The sequence below is a fragment of the Blastococcus sp. TML/C7B genome (assembly GCF_016612845.1).
Taxonomy (GTDB): domain Bacteria; phylum Actinomycetota; class Actinomycetes; order Mycobacteriales; family Geodermatophilaceae; genus Blastococcus.
Genome location: NZ_JAEOAA010000001.1, coordinates 788,984 through 808,144, shown reverse-complemented (window position 1 = coordinate 808,144; position 19,161 = coordinate 788,984). Strand labels below are relative to the sequence as shown.

The following is a 19,161-nucleotide window of genomic DNA, read 5'->3' as shown; positions in this document are numbered from 1 at the left end:
CCCCTCGCCGGTTCCCGTGGGCGCGCGGGTGCGGGCCGGCGCGACGATGGAGTCGGCGACCCCGTTCGCCGGCGGCGTCGCGATGAATCTCGCTGTGACGATGGAGATCGAGGGCGGGCAGCAAGCCGGCGATGGTCGCCACCGTCGTCTACCGCCGCTACGTCTGAGCGCCCACCCGCGACGATCAGGTGACCTGATCATCGAGCGTCCTCCCTCACCGTGGGCGGTGAGGGAGGACGCAGCACGATCAGGTCACCTGATCCCAGCGCGGGGCTCAGTCGACGAGCGCCTGGTTGACCAGCTGGCGCAGGTAGTTGCGGATCGGCAGCGTGCTCGAGGGCAGCAGCTGCGTGTAGAAGCCGACCGTGACGTCCTCGACCGGGTCGACGTAGAAGCCGGTCGAGGCCGCGCCGCCCCAGCTGTAGTCGCCGGGGCTGGCCAGCACGCCGTAGGCGGCCGGGTCCATGACCATGGAGAAGCCCAGCCCGAAGCCGACGCCGCGCATCGGCGACTCGGCGTGCAGCGGGCGGCCGAAGGACTGCAGGTCCTGGTTGCCGGGCAGGTGGTTGGTCGTCATCTGCCGGATGGTGCGCGGGCTGAGGATGCGGCCGCCGTCGTAGGAGCCGCCGCGGCGCAGCATCTCCAGGAAGCGCAGGTAGTCACCGGCGGTGGAGACCAGGCCGCCGCCACCGGAGAGGAAATCGGGCTTCCGGTGCGCGCCGCGGTCCATCGCCTCGCTGAACGTCATGCCGGACGACGGGCCGCCCGGCTTGCCCGGCGTGGCCAGGTACAGGCGGGCCAGCGACTCGGGGTCGTCCTCGGGGCGCAGGCCGAAGGAGGTGTCGCGCATGCCCAGCGGGGCGAAGATGCGCGAAGCGAAGAAGTCGTCCAGCGTCTGGCCGGAGATCACCTCGACCAGCCGGCCGAGGACGTCGGTGGAGACGCCGTAGTTCCACTCGCTGCCGGGCTGGAAGACCAGCGGGGCCGAGGCCCACTGGCGGCAGACGTCGGCGGAGTCGGCGCCGCGCGGGCTGCCCCACTCGTGGCCCAGGGCGCGGTAGATGGCGTCGACCGGGTGCGCGTGGTGGAAGCCGTAGGTGAGCCCGGAGGTGTGGGTGAGCAGGTGCCACACCCGGATCGGCTCGATCTGGGGGACCGTCACGGGCTTCTGCGCGGAGCCGCCGACGTAGACGCGGGTCTCGGCGAACTCGGGGAGCCACCTGGTGATCGGGTCGGTGAGCTCGAAGGCGCCCTCCTCGTACAGCATCATCGCCGCGACCGAGGTGATCGGCTTGGTCATCGAGAAGATCCGCCAGCGGGTGTCGTCCTCGACGGGGAGGCCGGCCTCCACGTTGCGGTGGCCGGCCCGGCCGACGTGCACGAGCTTGCCGTGCCGGGCGACGGTGACCAGGAAGCCGGGCAGCTGCCCGTCGTCGACCCAGCGGGCCAGCCGCCGGTCGAGCCGTTCGAGCCGGCCGGCGTCGAAACCGACCTCGCCCGGATCGGTGCTGACGGTCAGATCACTGCCCACGGGGGACCTCCGCTGCCCTGGGCGCCGTCCACCGTCGGGCGGCGCCTGCACCCGCATCCTGGCCCATGGGCCTGTGGCCTGGACCACACGGGTGCGGCGCGACGCCCGACGGTGGGCAGCGCAGGGGTCAGGTCAGGAGACCGGAACGGCGCTCGCGGCCTTCTTGAGGTTCGAGCCGGCGGTCACCTTGACGGTGTTCGCGGCCGCGATCTCGATCGCCTCGCCCGTCTGCGGGTTGCGGCCCGTGCGAGCGGAGCGCTGCGTGCGCTCGACGGTCAGCAGGCCGGAGACGGCGACCTTGTCGCCGCGGGTGATGGCGTCGACGAGCTCGTCCTGGAGGCCGGCGATGACGGCGTCCACCGTCGAGGCCGGGACGTCGGCGCGCTTGGCGATGGCGGAGACCAGTTCAGCCTTGTTCATGGAGCAACCTTTCGTCGGGAGGCCGGGTCGAACGAGAGCCGGACCGGGGGCACGCTGCCACGAACCCCCGACAATCCGCCACTGCACCCCCGTTTCCGGGCCCTGGATGGCTCGCAGGTCACACCCGCACCACCCCGGGGGTGACCTGCGCGTGTCGTGGACCACACCTAGCGTGGGGGCATGCCGCAGCTCCCCGGGACCGACCTGACCGTCAGCGACCTCTGCCTGGGCGGCAACGTCTTCGGGTGGACGGCGGACGCGCCGACGTCCTTCGCCGTCCTCGACCGCTTCCTCGACGCCTCGGCTCCGCAGCCGGCGTTCGTCGACACCGCCGAGATGTACGGCAACGGCGTCTCGGAGCAGATCCTGGGTGAGTGGATGGCCACCCGCGGCGTCCGCGACCGGGTCGTGGTGGCCACCAAGGCCTCGCCCGGGACGAAGGAGCACCCGCTGGCCGCGGGGGAGATCCGCGCCGCTGCCGAGCGGTCGCTGCGCAACCTCCGCACCGACCGGATCGACCTCTACTACGCCCACTACGACGACGCGACGACGCCGCTGGAGGAGGCGCTGACGGCGTTCGACGAGCTGGTGCAGGCCGGCAAGGTGCGCCACGTCGCGGCCTCGAACTACTCGGCGGAGCGGCTGACCGAGGCGCGGGAGACCGCGCAGCGCCTCGGCGTCGGCGGGTACGCGGCGCTGCAGACGCACTACAACCTGGTGGAGCGGGCCGGCTTCGAGGACGGCCTGCGCGACACCGTGCAGGCGCAGGGGATCGGCACCCTGCCCTACTTCGCGCTGGCCAAGGGCTTCCTCACCGGCAAGTACCGGGCGGGGGAGCAGATCGACTCGCCGCGGGCCAAGGGCGCGTCGGCGTACGTGGGGGAGCGCGGCGACCGCGTGCTCGCCGTGCTGGGCGCGATCGCGCGCGAGCAGGGCGTGCCGGTGCCGGCGGTGGCGCTGCGCTGGCTCGCCGACCAGCCCACGGTGGTGGCGCCGATCGCCTCGGGGCGCACGGTCGAGCAGCTGGCCGACCTGCTCCCGATGCGCGACCTGGTGCTGGACGACGCGCAGCGCGCGGCCCTGGACGAGGCCAGCGCCGTCTAGGGGACCGGCGCCGCGATGACGGGCGCCGGCCCCGGGGCCCTCCCGGGTGGGAGGGGAGGTCGGTCAGACGGTGGCGATGAGGCTGCGGACCGTCGCCTGGAGCTCGGGGGTCACCTCGTTGATGCCGTGCTCGGCGGCCGCGTGCGGCACCGCCTGGGCGAAGATGCCGTCCTCGTCGGCGGCGGTGAACGTGGCGTTGCAGTCGGGGATGACGTCGCCGCAGGCGAAACGCTTCATGGGTGGACTCCTCGTCGGTGGGGCGACCGGCTCCTGAGCTGGCGCCGGGGTCTGGGTGGGGTCAGCGGGCGCTGCGCCCCGCGGTGATCAGGTCCTCGACCCGGAGGATCCCGAGGACGTGGCCGGTCGGATCGGTGCACACGACCGGCTCCCACCGGCGGGCGATCGGGCGGGTCAGGGCGCGCGCGAGGGTCTCCTCGATGTCGGTCGAGGGGTGCACGCGCAAGGACACCGGGGCCGTGTAGACCTCGGCCGTCCGGGGGTCGCTGAGCAGCAGCCCGGCCGGCTCGCCGTGCGACCCCACCAGCACCGCCGGGGGGATGCCGAGCACCTGGGCGCCCAGCGCGCAGTGGCGGACGGGGCGCAGCAGGCTGGCCACGCTCTCGGTGAGCCGGGCCCGCGCCACCTGGGCGCGCACCAGCTGCACCACCTCGGGCGCCAGCGGGGCGAACGTCGGGCCGGGGCGGCCCAGCAGCCAGCCCTGCGCGAGCGGGACGCCGAGCTGGGCGAAGGCGGCCAGCTCGGCCGCCGTCTCGACGCCCTCGGCGAGCAGCCAGGCGTCGATCCGGCCGGCGAACTCGCCGACCATCTCGGCCAGGGCCATGCGCACCGGGTCGGCGTCGGCGTCGGCCACGAGGGCGCGGTCGAGCTTGACCATCTGGGGGCGCAGCGCGGCCATCTGCTGCAGGCCGGAGTAGCCGCTGCCGGCGTCGTCCAGCGCGATGAGGGCGCCGCGGGCGCGCAGCACGTCGGTCTGCCGGCGCAGGGCGCCGAGGTCGTCGACGGGGGTGTGCTCGGTCAGCTCGACGACGACGCGGTGCAGGTCGGGGCGGGTGGCGAGCGCCTCCTGGACCGACCGGGCACCGAGCAGGTGCGGGCTCACGTTGACGGTGAGGAAGGTGTCGTCGGGCAGCAGGGGCACGACGGCCAGGGCCTTGTGGATGGCCAGCGCCTCGAGCTCGGCGGCGACCCCGGCCTCGGCGGCGGCGGCGAACCAGACGTCGGGTCCGGCCGCGCCGGGGAAGCGGGCCAGCGCCTCGTACCCGGCCACCGTGCCGGTCTCGAGGGCGACGATCGGCTGGAAGGCCAGCGTCAGGTCGTCGGGGTCGGCGAGCAGCGGACGGCAGTCCGGCAGGCCGGCCGTGCGTGTGCCGAGCATGAGCCGGTGATCGGTCGTCCCGGGTCGGTGCTTGACCCCGAGTGGGCCCCGTCACCCGGGCGGGGGAGCGGCCGCGGTCGGCGGGTTTCGCAGGAGCGGTCGACCGTGTCGCGGCGCCACCCGTGCAAGCATGATCCCGGCGGCCCTGCCCGGGGCGCCGAGGCCGCGGTTGGGAGGCGTGCGTGTCCGGCTCGCAGCCGCCTGTGCTCGGGCCCCTCCTGGACCCGGCGCGCATCGCCGTGGCCCGCCGGATGCTCGCCGAGGTCTCCGGCCCCGCCGCCTACGATCGGCTCTCCGGCCTGGCCGCGCGCCTGGTCGGTGCCGGGCACGCCAAGATCACGCTCTTCACCGACCAGGACCTCGTCGTCGGCGGGCACGGGCTGCCGCCCGGCGTGGTGGGCGGCCCGGCGCTCCTGACCGGCGCCTTCTCGGCGATGGTCGTGACGAGCGGGTTGCCGCTCGCCGTGCCCGACGCGCGGGCCGACCCGGACGTCGCGGACCTGCCGGCGGTCACGTCGGGGCAGGTGGGCGCCTACCTCGGGTCGCCGCTGGTGACGGCCTCGGGGCACGTCGTCGGCGTGCTGGCGCTGTACGACGCCGAGCCGCGGCCCTGGAGCGGGGACGAGGCCGAGCTGCTGCGCCAGCTGGCCAGCTCCGTCGTCGCCGAGCTCGAGCTCGCCGCGGCCAACGCGGACGCCGCCTGGTCCGCCCGCCGGCTGGGCGTGGCGCTGGAGGCGAGCTCCGTCGGCATCTGGGAGGTCGATCTCCGCGCCGGCTTTATCGACTGGGACGAGCGCAGCGCGGCGATCTTCGGCGTCGACCAGGCCACCCGCGTGCCGATGGACCGGCTGTTCGCCGAGTTCGTCCACCCGGACGACCGGGACTCCTCGCAGCGGACCATGACCGAGGCCGTCGAGGCGCGGGCGCAGTACACCGTCGAGCTGCGGATCCTGCGCCGCGACGGGAAGGTCCGCTGGATCGTCTGCCGGGGGCGCGTGCTGACCGGGCCCGACGGCGCGGCCCAGCGGATCCTCGGCACCGTCCTCGACGTGACCGACGCGCGCAACCAGGCGCGCTCCCGGCTGGCCGCCGTGCAGCGGGCGGCCGCGATCGCCGCGGTGGCCGCCGAGGTGGCCAACGCGACCGGGATCGGCGAGCTCGCCGACATCACGCTGCGCGGCGCCGAGGTGCTCGGGGCGGTGTCCGGCGGCGTGGCCGTCCGCGAACCCGGGGACGACGAGCGCGTGCGGGTCCACCTGGGCCGCCGGATCCTCGACGTCGTCCGCGCCGAGGTGGGCGAGGTGCCCTCCGGCGGCGTGCTGGTCGACCTCGACGACGCGCTGCCCACCCAGTACACGGCGCGCACGGGGGAGCGGGTCGTGCTGAGCAGCGTCGAGGAGGGCATCGCCCGCTTCCCCGCGATGGCGCCGTGGACCGAGGTGCTGGGGCTGCGCGCCCTCGCCTCGCTGCCGCTGGTGGTCGAGGGCCGGCTGCTGGGCAGTTTCGTCGCCTACTGGACCACCGACCACGCGTTCGACGCCGAGGAGCTGCGGCTGCTGGAGGGCCTCACCGCGCAGATCACGCTGAGCGTCTCGCGGCTGCAGGCCGATGCCGACCGGGACCGCGCCGTGGCCGCGGTGACCGAGGCCAACCAGCGGCTCGAGCTGCTGGCCGAGGCGGGGCGGGTGCTGTCCGGCACGATGGACATCGGCGAGCAGCTGCAGCGGCTGGCCTCCCTCGTCGTCCCCCGGCTCGGGGACTGGTGCTGGATCGTCAGCACCGACGAGCACGGCCGGCTGCGCGAGACCGCCAGCGCGCACCGCGACCCCGCTCGCGAGGAGTTCGTCGCCGAATACGTCAGCCGCATGGTGCGCACGGTGACGCCGGAGGGCGCCCCGCGCCGGGTGTTCCGCACCGGTCAGCCGCTGGTCGTCCGCGACCTCACTCCCGAGCGGATCGCCTCGGTCGTCTCCGACCCGCAGGCCAAGGCGATGCTGGTGGAGCTGGCGCCGTCGTCGGTGGCGGCGGTGCCGCTGACCATCCGGGGGCAGACCGTCGGCGTGCTGTGCCTGCTCAACGGCGCGGACCGCGGGCCGCACCCCGCCGCCGACGTCGAGACCGCGGTGGAGATCGGCCGCCGGGCCGGGATGGCGCTGCACCACGCCCGCCTCTACGGGCAGCAGCGCGCCCTGGCCGACGCCCTGCAGCGCAGCATGCTCACCGAGCCGCCGGCGATCGAGGACTGCGAGGTCGTCGTCCGGTACGTCCCGGCCGCCGAGGGCGCCGAGATCGGCGGTGACTGGTACGACGCCTTCGAGCAGGCCACGGGGACGACGGTGCTGGCCATCGGCGACGTCGTCGGGCACGACACCCGGGCGGCCGCCGCGATGGGGCAGGTGCGCGGGCTGCTGCGGGGGATCAGCTACTCCAGCGGCGGCTCCCCGGCGCGGGTGCTGACCGAGCTGGACCGCGCGCTGGCCGGGCTGGCGCTGCGCACGATGGCCACCGCGGTCATCGCCCACCTCGAGCCGCAGGACGGCGGGGGCGCGCTGCTGCGCTGGTCGAACGCCGGGCACCCGCCGCCGGTGCTGGTGGGGGCCGACGGCGCGGTGCGGCTGCTCGACGTCGCCGAGGCCGACCTGCTGCTCGGTGTGGACCCCGGCTTCACCCGCGAGGACCGCACCGTGCCCGTCGAGCGCGGAGCGACCGTGCTGCTCTACACGGACGGGCTGGTGGAGCGGCGTGACCGCGACATCGACGCCGGCACCGAGGAGCTGCTGGAGGTGCTGCGCGAGTGCGGCGGGCTGCCGCTGGAGCAGCTGTGCGACGAGGTGCTGCGCCGGCTGTTCCTCCCGGACGCCGAGGACGACGTCGCCGTCCTCGCCGTCCGCCTCACCTGACCCACGCGGCCCTGCGCCCCAGCCCGGTTGATCATCGTCGAACGGCTGCCCGCCACGCCGGTGGGGGCGGCCGATCGACGATGATCAACTCGGGGGTGGGTGCTACTGGCCCGGGGGGACGTCGACGGCGGTGGCGGTGCCCATCGGCGGCTCCTCGCCGGTCTGCGCGCGCAGCTCGGCGTCGCGGGCGGCCATGGCCTCCTGCCGGCCCGGCTCCTCCTCGAGGATCGCGGCGGCCTTCCAGTCCTCCGGGATCGCGAAGCCGTCGACCAGCGTGATCAGGTGCGGGCGGAGCTCCTTGAGCAGCTGGTTCACCGTGGCGGTGAGCGTCTTGGCGCGGGCCGGCGTCAGCTGCCCGTGCTCGAGGAACCACGCCTTGTCGGCCTCGATGGTCGAGAGCGCGTAGAGGTCGCAGAGCGTGTCGAGCAGCTGCTTGGTGGCCGGGTCGTCGACGCGGTCCACGCCGGCGACGAACGCCTCGAGCACGATCCGCTCGATGTGCGTCTGCGCGGACTTGAGCACGTGGTCCTGGACGTCGTTGAACATGTCGAACGGCGCCATGCCCTCCATGGTGGAGTTCTTGCGCAGCCGCCGGGTCGCGCCCTCGAGCGAGTGCTTCTCGCGGAACTCGAACATCTTCAGCTGCCAGCCGCGGTCGAGCATCGGCACGTCGTCCACCCCGGGGACGGCGTCCACCAGGCGCGCGATCAGCGCGCGGGCCGCCGTCCGCTCCAGCACGGTCTCGCGGACCATGTCGGCGACGAAGCTCACCCGCCCCCAGCCGTCGAGCGAGCCGAAGTTGTCGCGGTACCCGGTGAGCAGGCCCTTGGCGACCAGCTGCAGCAGGACGGTGTTGTCGCCCTCGAAGGTGGTGAAGACGTCGGTGTCGGCCTTGAGGTGCGGCAGCCGGTTCTCCTGCAGGTAGCCCGCCCCGCCGCACGCCTCGCGGCACATCTGGATGGTCTGCGTCGCGTGCGCGGTCTGGGCCACCTTGAGCCCGGCCGCCCGCGACTCGAGCTCGCGCTGGGCCTGCTCGTCCACCTCCTGGCCGTGCACGTGCACCGCCGTCTGCACGTCGTGCATCGTCGAGACCAGCTCGCCCTGCGCGAAGTGCAGCGCGTAGGTCTTGGCCAGCGCCGGCAGCAGCTTGCGCTGGTGGACGAGGTAGTCGTTGATGACGATCTCGCGCTCCTCGCCGGGCGCGGCGAACTGGCGGCGCACCTCGCCGTACCGGACGGCGATGTCGAGGGCCAGCTTGGTCGCCGAGCCGGCCGAGCCGCCGACGCTCACCCGGCCGCGCACGAGCGTGCCGAGCATGGTGAAGAAGCGGCGGGTCTCGTTCTCGATGCTCGAGGTGTAGGTGCCGTCCTCGGCGACCTGGCCGTAGCGGTCGAGCAGCATGTCCCGCGGCACGGACACGTGGTCGAAGGTGAGCCGGCCGTTGTCGACGCCGAGCAGGCCGGCCTTGGGGCCGTCGTCCTCGATGGTGACGCCCGGCAGCGGGTTGCCGTCGGCGTCCCGGATCGGCACCAGCCAGGCGTGCACGCCGTGGTTGGTCCCCTGGCTCACCAGCTGGGCGAAGACGACCGCCATGCGGCCGTCCTTCGCCGCGTTGCCGATGTAGTCCTTCCGCGCGGCCTGGTGCGGGGTGTGCAGGTCGAAGGTCTGCGTCGCGGGGTCGTAGGTGCAGGTCGTGCGCAGCTGCTGGACGTCGGAGCCGTGCCCGGTCTCGGTCATGGCGAAGCAGCCGGGCAGGTCGAAGCTCATGACGTCGCGCAGGTAGGTCTCGTGGTGCCGGCGGGTGCCGAGCAGCTCGAGCGCGCCGCCGAACAGGCCCCACTGCACGCCGGCCTTGACCATGAGGGAGAGGTCGGCGAAGGCGAGCATCTCGATCGAGGTGACCGAGGCGCCGGAGTCGGCCTCGCCGCCGAACTCCTTCGGGAAGCCGAAGCCCACCCGGCCGGAGTCGGCCAGCACCTTGGCCGCGCGGGTGACGCGCTCGCGGGCCTGCTGCATCGTCTCGCCGTAGACGGGCAGGAAGTCGGGGTCGGTGAGGCTCTCGCGGGCGTCGCGGCGGACGTGCGCCCAGCGGCCGTCCAGGACCTCGCGGATCGCCTTCAGGTCCACCGGGGCGGGCAGGGACTTCGTCACGACTCCTCCATGCTGTTCGGTGCGGGTGCCACGACGCCGGAGAGCCCGGCCCAGGCGAGATCGGTCAGGTGTGCGGCGAGTTCCGTGCGCAGCATCGGGCGCTCGGCGCGCAGCCACCAGTCGGCGGCGGAGCGGACCAGCCCCACCAGCCCGTGCCCCCAGGCGCCGGCGGCGGCTGGATCGCGTCCGGCCTGCTCCAGGGCGACCGCCATGAGCGCGGCGGCCTGGTCGCCGACGAGGTCGGCGAGGGTGGCGAGGGGGTCGGCGCCGTCGGCCGGGTGCTGGGAGACCACGAAGCGGTAGATCTCGGGCTCGGCCTCGAGGAAGGCGAAGTAGCTGCCGATCGCCGCGGCGGTCATCGCGCGGGGGTGGTCGCTGGTGGCCATCGCCGCCCGCAGCTGGGCGAGCAGCCGGCCGGCGACCTCGGTGCAGACCGCGACGCAGAGCTCCGAGCGGTCGGCGAAGTACCGGTAGACGACGGTCTTGCTCGTGCCGGCCGCGGCGGCGATCTCCTCCATGCCGACGCCGGCGCCGTGCCTGCCGACCGCGGTCAGGGTCGCCTGGACGAGTTGTTCGCGCCGCGCACGGCGGTGCTCGTCCCATCTCGAGTCGCGGCGGTCCCGGCCCTGCGGAACAGTGCCCGGGGCGCGTCGGGCGGCCGCCCGCGGCTCGCGTCCGGGCTGCGAGGAGCGTCTCACCACCTCTGCCTTCATGTGAACGACGGTACCGCGTACCCTGGGTACCGGCCACTCACCCGACCTCGGAGGTCCCCATGGCTGACACCGCCAAGCCTCGCCGCACGGCCGCGATCGTCGGCGGCAACCGGATCCCGTTCGCGCGGTCCAACAGCGCCTACGCGCAGGCGTCCAACCAGGACATGCTCACCGCCACCCTCGACGGGCTGGTCGCCCGGTTCGGGCTGCAGGGCGAGCAGGTCGGCGAGGTCGTGGCCGGCGCCGTCCTCAAGCACTCCCGCGACTTCAACCTGACCCGCGAGTCGGTCCTCGGCTCGACGCTGGCGGCGACGACGCCGGCCTACGACGTCCAGCAGGCGTGCGGCACCGGCCTCGAGGCCGCGGTGCTCGTCGCCAACAAGATCGCCCTCGGGCAGATCGAGTCCGGGATCGCCGGCGGCGTCGACACCACCTCCGACGCCCCGCTCGCCGTCGGTGACGACCTGCGCCGGGTGCTCATCTCGCTGAACAACGCCAGGACGATGGGCGACCGGCTCAAGGCGCTGGCGAAGATCCGCCCCGGCCAGCTCGTGCCGGACATGCCCCGCAACTCCGAGCCGCGCACCGGCCTGGCGATGGGCGACCACCAGGCGATCACCGCCGAGGAGTGGGGGATCGGCCGCGAGGAGCAGGACGAGCTCGCCGCCCGCTCGCACCACAACATGGCCGCCGCCTACGACCGCGGCTTCTTCGACGACCTGGTGACGCCGTTCCTCGGCCTGGCCCGGGACAACAACCTGCGCCCCGACTCCACCGCCGAGAAGCTGGCGAAGCTCAAGCCGGTCTTCGGCAGGGGCGAGGGCGCCACGATGACGGCGGGCAACTCCACCCCGCTGACCGACGGCGCCTCCGCGGTGCTGCTGGCCTCCGACGAGTGGGCCGCAGCCAAGGGCCTGCCCGTCCTCGCCCACCTGGTCGACGCGCAGACCGCCGCCGTCGACTACGTGCACGGCGGCGAGGGCCTGCTCATGGCGCCGGCCTACGCCATGCCGGTGATGCTCGCCCGCAACGGCCTGACCCTGCAGGACTTCGACTTCTACGAGATCCACGAGGCGTTCGCGTCCACGGTGCTCTCGACGCTGAAGGCCTGGGAGGACCCGGCGTTCTGCAAGGACAAGCTGGGCCTCGACGCCCCGCTGGGCTCCATCGACCGCTCGAAGCTCAACGTCAACGGCTCGTCGCTGGCGGCCGGGCACCCGTTCGCCGCGACCGGCGGCCGGATCGTGGCCTCGCTGGCGAAGATGCTGCACGAGGCGGGCCCGGGCAAGCGCGGCCTGATCTCCATCTGCGCGGCCGGCGGCCAGGGCGTCGTCGCCATCCTCGAGTCCTGACCCACCGCCGGGGGACTTTCGGTACCGGAAGTCCCCCGGCCGCAGGCCGCCTCCCGGACTTTCGGTACCGAAAGTCCCTCTCGGAAGGAACCCCTCCAGTGGCTGACTGGTACACCAACTTCGCCAACTCCGGCTTCGGCACCACCGTCACCAAGCAGCTCGGCCTGCCCCGGCCCGGCGTGCTGCGCCGCTACGAGCCCGGCGGCCCGCTCCTGGAGGGGCCGGCCGTGGTCGGCTCGGCCGGGCAGGGCCGGCTGCGCGACACCGTCACCGCCGTGCTGAAGGACGCCGGGGTGGCCGTCGTCTCGCCGGTCGCTGCCGACGGCGACGCCGCGGGCGAGAAGTTCGGCGCGGTGGTGCTCGACGCGACCGGCGTGACCGGCCCGGCCGACCTCGCCGCGGCGCACGCCTTCCTGGCGCCCGCCGTGAAGCGGCTGCGCGCCAACGGCCGGGTCGTCATCCTCACCGACCCGCCGTCGGCCGCGGACTCCCCGGCGCAGGCCGCCGCCCGCCAGGCCGTCGACGGGCTCACCCGCTCGATCGGCAAGGAAGCTGCGCGACGGCTCGACGGCCAACGCCCTCTACGTGCCCGAGGGTGCGGAGTCGGCCGTCGCCGGGCCGCTGACCTTCTTCCTGTCCGGCCGCTCCGCCTACGTCGACGGGCAGGGCGTCACGCTCTCGGCCGCCGACGTCCCCGCCGCGCAGGACGCCGCGAAGCCGCTGGCCGGCAAGGTCGTGGTCGTCACCGGGGCCGCGCGCGGCATTGGCGCCTCGATCGCCGACGTCATGGCCCGCGACGGCGCGCACGTCGTCGCCGTCGACATCCCCGCGGCCGGCGACAGCCTGGCCGCGGTGGCCAACCGCATCGGCGGGACGGCGCTGCAGCTCGACATCACCGCCGCGGACGCCCCGCAGCGGCTGGTCGAGCACCTGCGCGAGCGGCACGGCGGCGTGGACGTGATCGTGCACAACGCCGGCATCACGCGGGACAAGCTGCTGGTCAACATGGACGCCGCCCGCTGGAACTCGGTCATGGCCGTGAACCTGCAGGCGCAGCTGGACATCACCCAGGCGCTGCTGGACGGCGACGTGCTGAACCCGGGCGCGCGGGTCGTCTGCGTCTCCTCGCAGTCGGGCATCGCCGGCAACCGCGGGCAGACCAACTACGCGGCGTCGAAGGCCGGGGTCATCGGCATGGTGCGCGCGTGGGCGCCGGCGTTCGCCGAGCGCGGCGCGACGATCAACGCGGTCGCGCCGGGCTTCATCGTCACCGAGATGACGGCGAAGATGCCGTTCGGCACCCGCGAGGTGGGCGCCCGGCTGAACTCGCTGCAGCAGGGCGGGCTGCCGGTCGACGTCGCCGAGACGATCGCCTGGCTGGCGCAGCCGACCAGCGCCGGCGTCAACGGCCAGACCGTGCGCGTCTGCGGTCAGTCGCTGCTGGGAGCCTGAGATGGCCACCACGGTGCTGGACGGCCCGCCGAACCTGGCGGCGCTGTACGCCCGGGCCGCGCTCACCGGGCGCGGCCGGGGCGGCGACCTCCCCGACACGCACCTGGCCCGGCGCGGCGTGACCGTCGACCGCGACCACCTCGCCGCCTACGCGCGGGTCTGCCGGCTGCCGTTCACCGACGTGCTGCCGGCGACCTACCCGCACATGCTCACCTTCCCGCTGCAGATGGCGCTGATGACCGACCGCGCCTTCCCGCTGGCGACGGTCGGGCTGGTGCACGTGCGCAACCGGATCGAGCTGCTGCGCGGGATCCGCGCGGACGAGCCGCTGGACGTCGAGGTGTGGGCCGAGCGGTTCGCGGCCCATCGCAGCGGGGCGACCGTCGACCTGTGCGCGACCGCCGCCGTGGCGGGGGAGGAGGTCTGGCGCTCGCGCTCGACCTACCTCGCCCGCGGGGCGCAGGCGCCCGCCGGTGCTCCGGAGGCCGACGTCGAGGTGGTCGTCGGCGCGCTCGAGCGCCCCGCCGCGACCTGGCGGGTGCCCGACGACGCCGGCCGCCGCTATGCGAAGGTCTCCGGCGACGTCAACCCGATCCACCTTGTCGGGGCTCACCGCGAAGGCCCTGGGCTTCAAGCGGGCGATCGCGCACGGCATGTGGGTGAAGGCCCGCGTGCTGGGTGCGGTGGCCAACCGGCTGCCCGAGGCGTTCGCGTACGACGTCCAGTTCACGAAGCCGCTGTTCCTCCCGTCGACGGTGCACCTGGCCACCGGGCAGGTGGACGGCGGCTGGGACGTCGCCGTCCGCAACGCCGGCAGCGGCACCGAGCACGTGGTCGGAACGATCCGCACCCTGGAGGAGAAGCACTGATGGCCGTGTCGTTCGGGCTCACCGAGGACCAGATCGAGCTGCAGAAGTGGGTGCACCAGTTCGCGGAGGACGTCATCCGTCCCGCGGCCCACGAGTGGGACGAGCGGGAGGAGACCCCCTGGGAGATCCTCCAGGAGGCGGCCAAGGTCGGCCTCTACTCGATCGACTTCTTCGCCGCCCAGTCGTTCGAGGAGTCCGGACTCGGCTTGCCGATTGCCCTGGAGGAGCTGTTCTGGGGTGACGCCGGCATCGGGCTGGCCATCGTCGGCACGGCGCTGGCCGCGGCAGGGGTGAGCTCGAACGGCACGCCCGAGCAGGTCGGCGAGTGGGTGCCGCAGATGTTCGGCACCGAGGCCGAGCCGAAGGTCGCGGCGTTCTGCTCGTCCGAGCCCGACGCCGGTTCCGACGTCGGCGCGATGCGCACCCGCGCGGTGTACGACGAGAAGACCGACGAGTGGGTGCTCAACGGCACCAAGACGTGGGCGACCAACGGCGGCATCGCCGACATCCACGTCGTCACCGCCGTCGTCGACCCCGAGCTCAAGGCCCGCGGGCACGCCAGCTTCATCGTGCCGCCGGGGACCAAGGGTCTGTCCCAGGGGCAGAAGTTCCTCAAGCACGGCATCCGGGCCTCGCACACCGCCGAGGTCGTCCTCGAGGACTGCCGCATCCCGGGCAGCTGCCTGCTCGGCGGCAAGGAGAAGCTCGACCAGCGGCTGGCCCGCGCCCGCGAGGGCGTGAAGGGCGGCCGCACCCAGCCGTCGATGGCCACCTTCGAGCGCACCCGGCCCGCGGTGGGCGCGCAGGCCGTCGGCGTCGCCCGCGCCGCCTACGAGTACGCGCTGGAGTACGCCAAGCAGCGCGAGCAGTTCGGCCGCGCGATCATCGAGAACCAGGCGATCGCGTTCATGCTCGCCGACATGAAGACCTCCATCGACGCCGCCCGCCTGCTGGTGTGGCGCGCGGCGTGGATGGCGCAGAACGGCCAGCAGTTCACCGCGGCCGAGGGCTCGATGTCCAAGCTGGTCGCGGGCGAGACCGCCGTCCGGGTCACCGAGCAGGCGATGCAGATCCTCGGCGGCAACGGCTACACGCGCGACTACCCGGTCGAGCGGATGGCCCGCGACGCCAAGATCTACACGATCTTCGAGGGCACCTCGGAGATCCAGCGGCTGGTCATCGCCCGCACCATCTCGGGCGTGCACATCCGCTGACCCCGCTCCTCGGCCGACCACGCCGCGTGGCCGCCGTCCGCACCCGGGACGGTGGCCGCGCGGCGTGTGCCCGTTCCGGGGGGTCCCGAGCTCCGGTGCCGGTCGGTTCCGCAACGGTTGTGCACAACAACCATCACCCATTCTCGTCGCATTCCGACTGCAGTCGCCACCCGTTTGACCTGCGTCTTCGCCTCCCGGGTCACGATCCGGTCACGCAACGCCCCACTGGTTCGGACGTGCGCGCCCTTCCGGCGACGGCGCGTTCCGCGTGGTGTCGTGCGCCGTCCGGATGACCGGGCCAGCGACCCGGCGCCCCGGGATCCTCGAGGGAGCGAAACGTGCAGCTCACGTCCTCACCCCGACGTGCACTGGGCCTGCTGGCCGTCAGCACGATCGGCATGTCCACCGCAGTTCTCGGCGTCACCGGTACGGCCTCGGCCGCCGAGGAGCTCGAGACGCTCTACTTCTCCTCGTACGAGGGCGACGCCGGCTTCGTCGTCCCCGAGGGCTACTGCTCCGTCGACTGGGAGCTCCAGGGCGCTGACGGCGGCCGCGGCTGGCTGGTGGACGACGAGATCGTCGACCCGGCCACCGGCGCCGGCCGCCTCGTGGTGACGACCGGCGTCTCCGCCACCCAGACCTTCTCCTGGGTGACGGGCGAGTACGGCGTCGACGGGGACCCGGACGGTGGTGGGGCCGGCGGCGCCGGCGCGCCCGCGGGCGCCGCGGGTGACGACGTCCTCGACGGGGACGACACCCTCGTCGGCGGGGGCGGCGGTGGTGGCGGGGCCACCACGGTCACCGGCCCCTCGGTCTCGCTCCTCGCGCACGGTGGCGTGGGCGGCGGCGCCGACGTCGGCGGTGCCGGCGGTGGCGGCACCGCGAACGTCGTCACCTGGCCGGGTGCCGCCGTCGCCCAGAACACCACGCTCGAGGTGGGCTACTCCAGCTACGTCTCGGCCGACGTCCAGCCCTGCATCGCGGCGCCCCTCGCGCCGAAGGACGTCGACGTCACCGGCGGCAACGGCTCCCTCCAGGTGAGCTTCGTGCCGACCTGGAACGACGAGCCGAACAGCAGCCAGCCCGACACCTGGGAGTACAAGCTGGGTGCCGGCGACTGGACCGCGGTCACGCCCGTCCGCGAGGACGAGTACTCGGCGCGGCTGTCCTTCCCGCTCACCGGCCTCACCAACGGCACGAGCTACGGCGTGCAGGTCCGGGGCATCAGCGAGGAGGGTCTCGAGGGCGCCGCGAGCAGCGTCGTCACCGGCATCCCCTACGCCCCGATCGGCGCCCCCGGCAACGTGAAGGTCACCAGCACCTACGGCTCGATCACGGTCACCTGGACCGCCCCGACCGTCGCGGGCACCTTCCCGGTCGCCGGGTACGGCGTCGGCCTCGGTGCCGGTGAGATGGGTGGCGAGGCCTGCGAGACCGCGGCCGACGTGCTCACCTGCACGATCACCGACCTGTACGCCGGCACGGACTACAGCGTCGTGGTCTACGCGATCGACAGCGCGGGCAACGCGGGCAAGGCGTCGCCGTTCCTGATGACCGGCGCCCTGCCCTTCCCCGCCGCGGTGCCGGCCTCCAACGGTCCGCTCGCCACCTCCGGCTTCTCCGCCGGCGCGGTGACGCCCGGCTCGACCATCACGGTCTCCGGCAGCGGCTACGCGGCCTTCTCGACCGTGACCGTCCTCGTCTACTCGACCCCGACCGTCCTGGGCACCGTGCAGGCGGACGCGACCGGCGCCTTCACCTTCACCGGCGCCCTGCCGGCGGGGCTCGCGGCGGGCTCGCACACCCTCGTGGCCGCGGGGTACGACGGCGACGGGAACGCGCGCTACCTGACGATGCCGATCACCGTGTCCGGTGCGGCGGCGGCCAGCCTCGCCAGCACCGGCTTCGCCGCGCTGCCCTACCTCGGTGCCGGCGCCCTGGCGCTGCTCGCCGGCGGTGGCCTCATCGTCGGCGCCCGCCGCCGCGCCACCGCCTGACCCACCGCTGCCACCGGCAGCACGCACCCCCGGGAGCCCGGGTCGCCGCGACGGCGACCCGGGCTCCTGCGCGTTCCCGAACGCCCAGGTGAGGGACTTGTCGACGCCCCACGAACGCTCACCTGCCCCACCCGTTCCAGGAGTCACGGATCTCCCAACTGCACGTCGAGTTGTTGGCAGCATCTGCTGGACCGCGCAGTATCGAAACGCGGTTCCGGCTCCGTAGCGTCCGCTCCACGTCGTCGGCACCTGTGCACCGCACGTGGGCGTCGACGCGCTGGTCACGCGGTGCTCGGGAGGTCCGGGCACCGGTCCCCGGGGTCCCGGGTCACCACAGGAGTTGATGTGAGCATCACGAGCCCTTCGCGCCGCTGGGGCGCGCTGCTGGCGGGTAGCGCCGTCGTGCTGTCGACCGCCGTCCTCGGCGTCGGCGGCGTGGCGCAGGCCGAGGGCGACGTCTCGGCGTCCACCTGCGAGACGCAGACGCCGACGCCGGAGCCGACCGCGGAGCCGACGAGCACCGCCGCCCCGACCAGCGATGCCGACCAGGGCGGTGAGACCACCACGCCGGCGCCGACGACCGAGGCCGAGCCGACCCAGTCGAGCAGCCCGGCTGACGAGGGCGGCGAGACCACCACTCCGGCGCCGACCACGGAGGCCGAGCCGACCCAGTCGAGCAGCCCGGCTGACGAGGGCGGTGAGACCACCACTCCGGCGCCGACCACGGAGGCCGAGCCGACCCAGTCGAGCAGCCCGGCTGACGAGGGCGGCGAGACCACCACTCCGGCGCCGACCACGGAGGCCGAGCCGACCCAGTCGAGCAGCCCGGCCGACGAGGGCGGCGAGAGCCAGCTGCCCCCGGGCGTCCAGTACGCGGGTGGCTTCGCGATCGCCGAGGCGCTCGAGTCCTTCCCGGAGGCGTCCGACCCCTGCTCGGACGAGACCGACACCCCCACCTCCACCCCGGAGGAGTCGACCGGCTCGGCCCCGACGACCACCCCGGCCCCGACCTCGGACGCCGAGGAGGAGACCGGCACCCCCACCTCCACCCCGGAGGAGTCGACCGGCTCGGCTCCGACCAGCACCCCGGCCCCGACCTCGGACGCCGAGGAGGAGGAGACGCAGACCCCCACCTCCACGCCGGCTCCGACCACCACCGCGGCTCCGGAGGACGAGGAGGAGACCGAGGCGCCCGTCACGACCCCGGCCCCGACCACCACCTCGGCTCCGACCACCACGCCGGCTCCGACCACGACCTCGGCTCCGACCACCACGTCGGCCCCCGAGACGACGACGCCGCAGGCCCCCGTGGTCACGCTGCCCGCCGTCCGTGACATCAAGGTCAGCGCCGGCGTCTCGTCGCTCCTGGTCACCTGGAACGCCCCGGCCGACGACTCGGCCGTCTTCGGCTACCAGGCGTTCGCCAACCCGGTCGGTGCGCAGAGCACCAGCGAGATGGTGGCCTGCCTCGTCGAGGCCGCTGCCCGCAGCTGCCGCCTCGGCGTCGAGGCCGGCCGCGCCTACACCGTCGGCGTCCTGGCGTTCGACGAGGACAAGGTCGCCGGCGAGGCCGGCGACTGGGTCACCAGCCCCGTCGTCGCCGCCCCGGTCAAGGCCGCCACGCCCCCGGCCGGCAACACCTCGCTGAAGAAGGCCGACGGCTCCGCCATCACCAACGTGGCCGCCGGCCAGACGCTGACCCTCCGCGGCGAGGGCTACCTGCCCTTCTCCACGGTGGCGCTGTACGTCTATTCGGAGCCCACGTTCCTGGGCAACGTGACCGCTGACAAGGACGGCCGCTTCACCGTCGACGTCACGATCCCGGCCGGTCTCGAGCTGGGCAACCACAGCCTCGTGGCCAGCGGTGTCGACCTGAACGGCAACCCCTACGTCATGCGCTCCGACTTCACCGTCGGTGCCGCGGGCGCGCAGTCGGCGAAGCTGCCCTTCACCGGCGCCTCCGTCGCGCTGCCCCTCATCGGTGGCCTCGTGGCCGTCGGCGTGGGTGGTGGGCTGCTCGTCTCGGCCCGCCGTCGCCAGTCCGCGTGACCCCCGCCGCCTC

The 19,161-nt window shown here is 74.0% G+C and carries 14 protein-coding genes; 8 read left to right on the top strand and 6 right to left on the bottom strand.

Translation table 11 applies throughout. The annotated features are described in order from the left end of the window. Positions 1-274: 274 nt before the first annotated feature. Complete coding sequence (locus JKP76_RS03920; protein WP_200489640.1) at positions 275-1,531, bottom strand: serine hydrolase; 1,257 nt, start codon at positions 1,529-1,531, stop codon at positions 275-277. A 132-nt stretch (positions 1,532-1,663) separates the two neighbouring features. Then, the gene (locus tag JKP76_RS03915) at positions 1,664-1,951 is read right to left on the bottom strand and encodes an HU family DNA-binding protein (RefSeq protein WP_200489639.1); all 288 of its coding nucleotides are present in this window, start codon (positions 1,949-1,951) and stop codon (positions 1,664-1,666) included. Between the two features lie 180 nt (positions 1,952-2,131). Here JKP76_RS03915 and JKP76_RS03910 point away from each other — a divergent pair, with 180 nt between their 5' ends. Beyond that, positions 2,132-3,055, top strand: a complete 924-nt coding sequence (locus JKP76_RS03910) for an aldo/keto reductase (RefSeq protein ID WP_200489638.1) — start codon at positions 2,132-2,134, stop codon at positions 3,053-3,055. 63 nt (positions 3,056-3,118) lie between these two features. Here the strand turns inward: JKP76_RS03910 and JKP76_RS03905 are convergent, their stop codons facing one another. After that, on the bottom strand, positions 3,119-3,292 hold the full coding sequence (locus JKP76_RS03905; protein WP_200489637.1) for a DUF1059 domain-containing protein: 174 nt from the start codon (positions 3,290-3,292) through the stop codon (positions 3,119-3,121). Between the two features lie 61 nt (positions 3,293-3,353). Next, entirely contained in the window at positions 3,354-4,451 is a 1,098-nt protein-coding gene (locus JKP76_RS03900; protein ID WP_200489636.1) for an EAL domain-containing protein, read from the bottom strand. 182 nt (positions 4,452-4,633) lie between these two features. On the opposite strand from JKP76_RS03900, the gene JKP76_RS03895 reads away from it, so the two are divergent. Next, the gene (locus tag JKP76_RS03895; protein ID WP_309232834.1) at positions 4,634-7,351 is read left to right on the top strand and encodes a SpoIIE family protein phosphatase; all 2,718 of its coding nucleotides are present in this window, start codon (positions 4,634-4,636) and stop codon (positions 7,349-7,351) included. Between the two features lie 102 nt (positions 7,352-7,453). Here the strand turns inward: JKP76_RS03895 and JKP76_RS03890 are convergent, their stop codons facing one another. Next, entirely contained in the window at positions 7,454-9,502 is a 2,049-nt protein-coding gene (locus tag JKP76_RS03890; RefSeq protein WP_309229381.1) for an acyl-CoA dehydrogenase, read from the bottom strand. Further along, positions 9,499-10,215: a TetR family transcriptional regulator gene (locus tag JKP76_RS03885; protein ID WP_200489635.1), complete on the bottom strand. Its 717-nt coding sequence runs from the start codon at positions 10,213-10,215 to the stop codon at positions 9,499-9,501. The genes JKP76_RS03890 and JKP76_RS03885 overlap by 4 nt, the downstream gene beginning before the upstream one ends. Before the next feature lie 59 nt (positions 10,216-10,274). On the opposite strand from JKP76_RS03885, the gene JKP76_RS03880 reads away from it, so the two are divergent. From JKP76_RS03880 to JKP76_RS03855, 6 genes are all read left to right on the top strand, one after another. Further along, positions 10,275-11,567, top strand: coding sequence for an acetyl-CoA C-acetyltransferase (locus JKP76_RS03880; protein ID WP_200489634.1), 1,293 nt, complete (start codon positions 10,275-10,277; stop codon positions 11,565-11,567). Positions 11,568-12,152: 585 nt separating this feature from the next. Next, positions 12,153-13,019, top strand: coding sequence for a 3-oxoacyl-ACP reductase (locus tag JKP76_RS20270; RefSeq protein WP_309232833.1), 867 nt, complete (start codon positions 12,153-12,155; stop codon positions 13,017-13,019). A gap of 563 nt (positions 13,020-13,582) precedes the next feature. After that, positions 13,583-13,888 (top strand): MaoC/PaaZ C-terminal domain-containing protein, encoded by a 306-nt coding sequence (locus JKP76_RS20265; RefSeq protein ID WP_309232832.1) that lies wholly within the window; start codon positions 13,583-13,585, stop codon positions 13,886-13,888. Continuing rightward, the gene (locus tag JKP76_RS03865) at positions 13,888-15,102 is read left to right on the top strand and encodes an acyl-CoA dehydrogenase family protein (protein WP_200489633.1); all 1,215 of its coding nucleotides are present in this window, start codon (positions 13,888-13,890) and stop codon (positions 15,100-15,102) included. The genes JKP76_RS20265 and JKP76_RS03865 overlap by 1 nt, the downstream gene beginning before the upstream one ends. A 338-nt stretch (positions 15,103-15,440) precedes the next feature. After that, positions 15,441-17,099: a fibronectin type III domain-containing protein gene (locus JKP76_RS22920; protein WP_200489632.1), complete on the top strand. Its 1,659-nt coding sequence runs from the start codon at positions 15,441-15,443 to the stop codon at positions 17,097-17,099. A 345-nt stretch (positions 17,100-17,444) separates the two neighbouring features. Beyond that, positions 17,445-19,148, top strand: coding sequence for a hypothetical protein (locus JKP76_RS03855; RefSeq protein ID WP_200489631.1), 1,704 nt, complete (start codon positions 17,445-17,447; stop codon positions 19,146-19,148). Positions 19,149-19,161: the final 13 nt, after the last annotated feature.

Coding starts and splice junctions, on each gene's coding strand:
- JKP76_RS03905 (WP_200489637.1), bottom strand. CDS start 3,292: ATGAAGCGTTTCGCCTGCGGCGACGTCATCCCCGACTGCAACGCCACG.
- JKP76_RS03865 (WP_200489633.1), top strand. CDS start 13,888: ATGGCCGTGTCGTTCGGGCTCACCGAGGACCAGATCGAGCTGCAGAAG.
- JKP76_RS03915 (WP_200489639.1), bottom strand. CDS start 1,951: ATGAACAAGGCTGAACTGGTCTCCGCCATCGCCAAGCGCGCCGACGTC.
- JKP76_RS03900 (WP_200489636.1), bottom strand. CDS start 4,451: ATGCTCGGCACACGCACGGCCGGCCTGCCGGACTGCCGTCCGCTGCTC.
- JKP76_RS03885 (WP_200489635.1), bottom strand. CDS start 10,215: ATGAAGGCAGAGGTGGTGAGACGCTCCTCGCAGCCCGGACGCGAGCCG.
- JKP76_RS20265 (WP_309232832.1), top strand. CDS start 13,583: ATGCGAAGGTCTCCGGCGACGTCAACCCGATCCACCTTGTCGGGGCTC.
- JKP76_RS03880 (WP_200489634.1), top strand. CDS start 10,275: ATGGCTGACACCGCCAAGCCTCGCCGCACGGCCGCGATCGTCGGCGGC.
- JKP76_RS03910 (WP_200489638.1), top strand. CDS start 2,132: ATGCCGCAGCTCCCCGGGACCGACCTGACCGTCAGCGACCTCTGCCTG.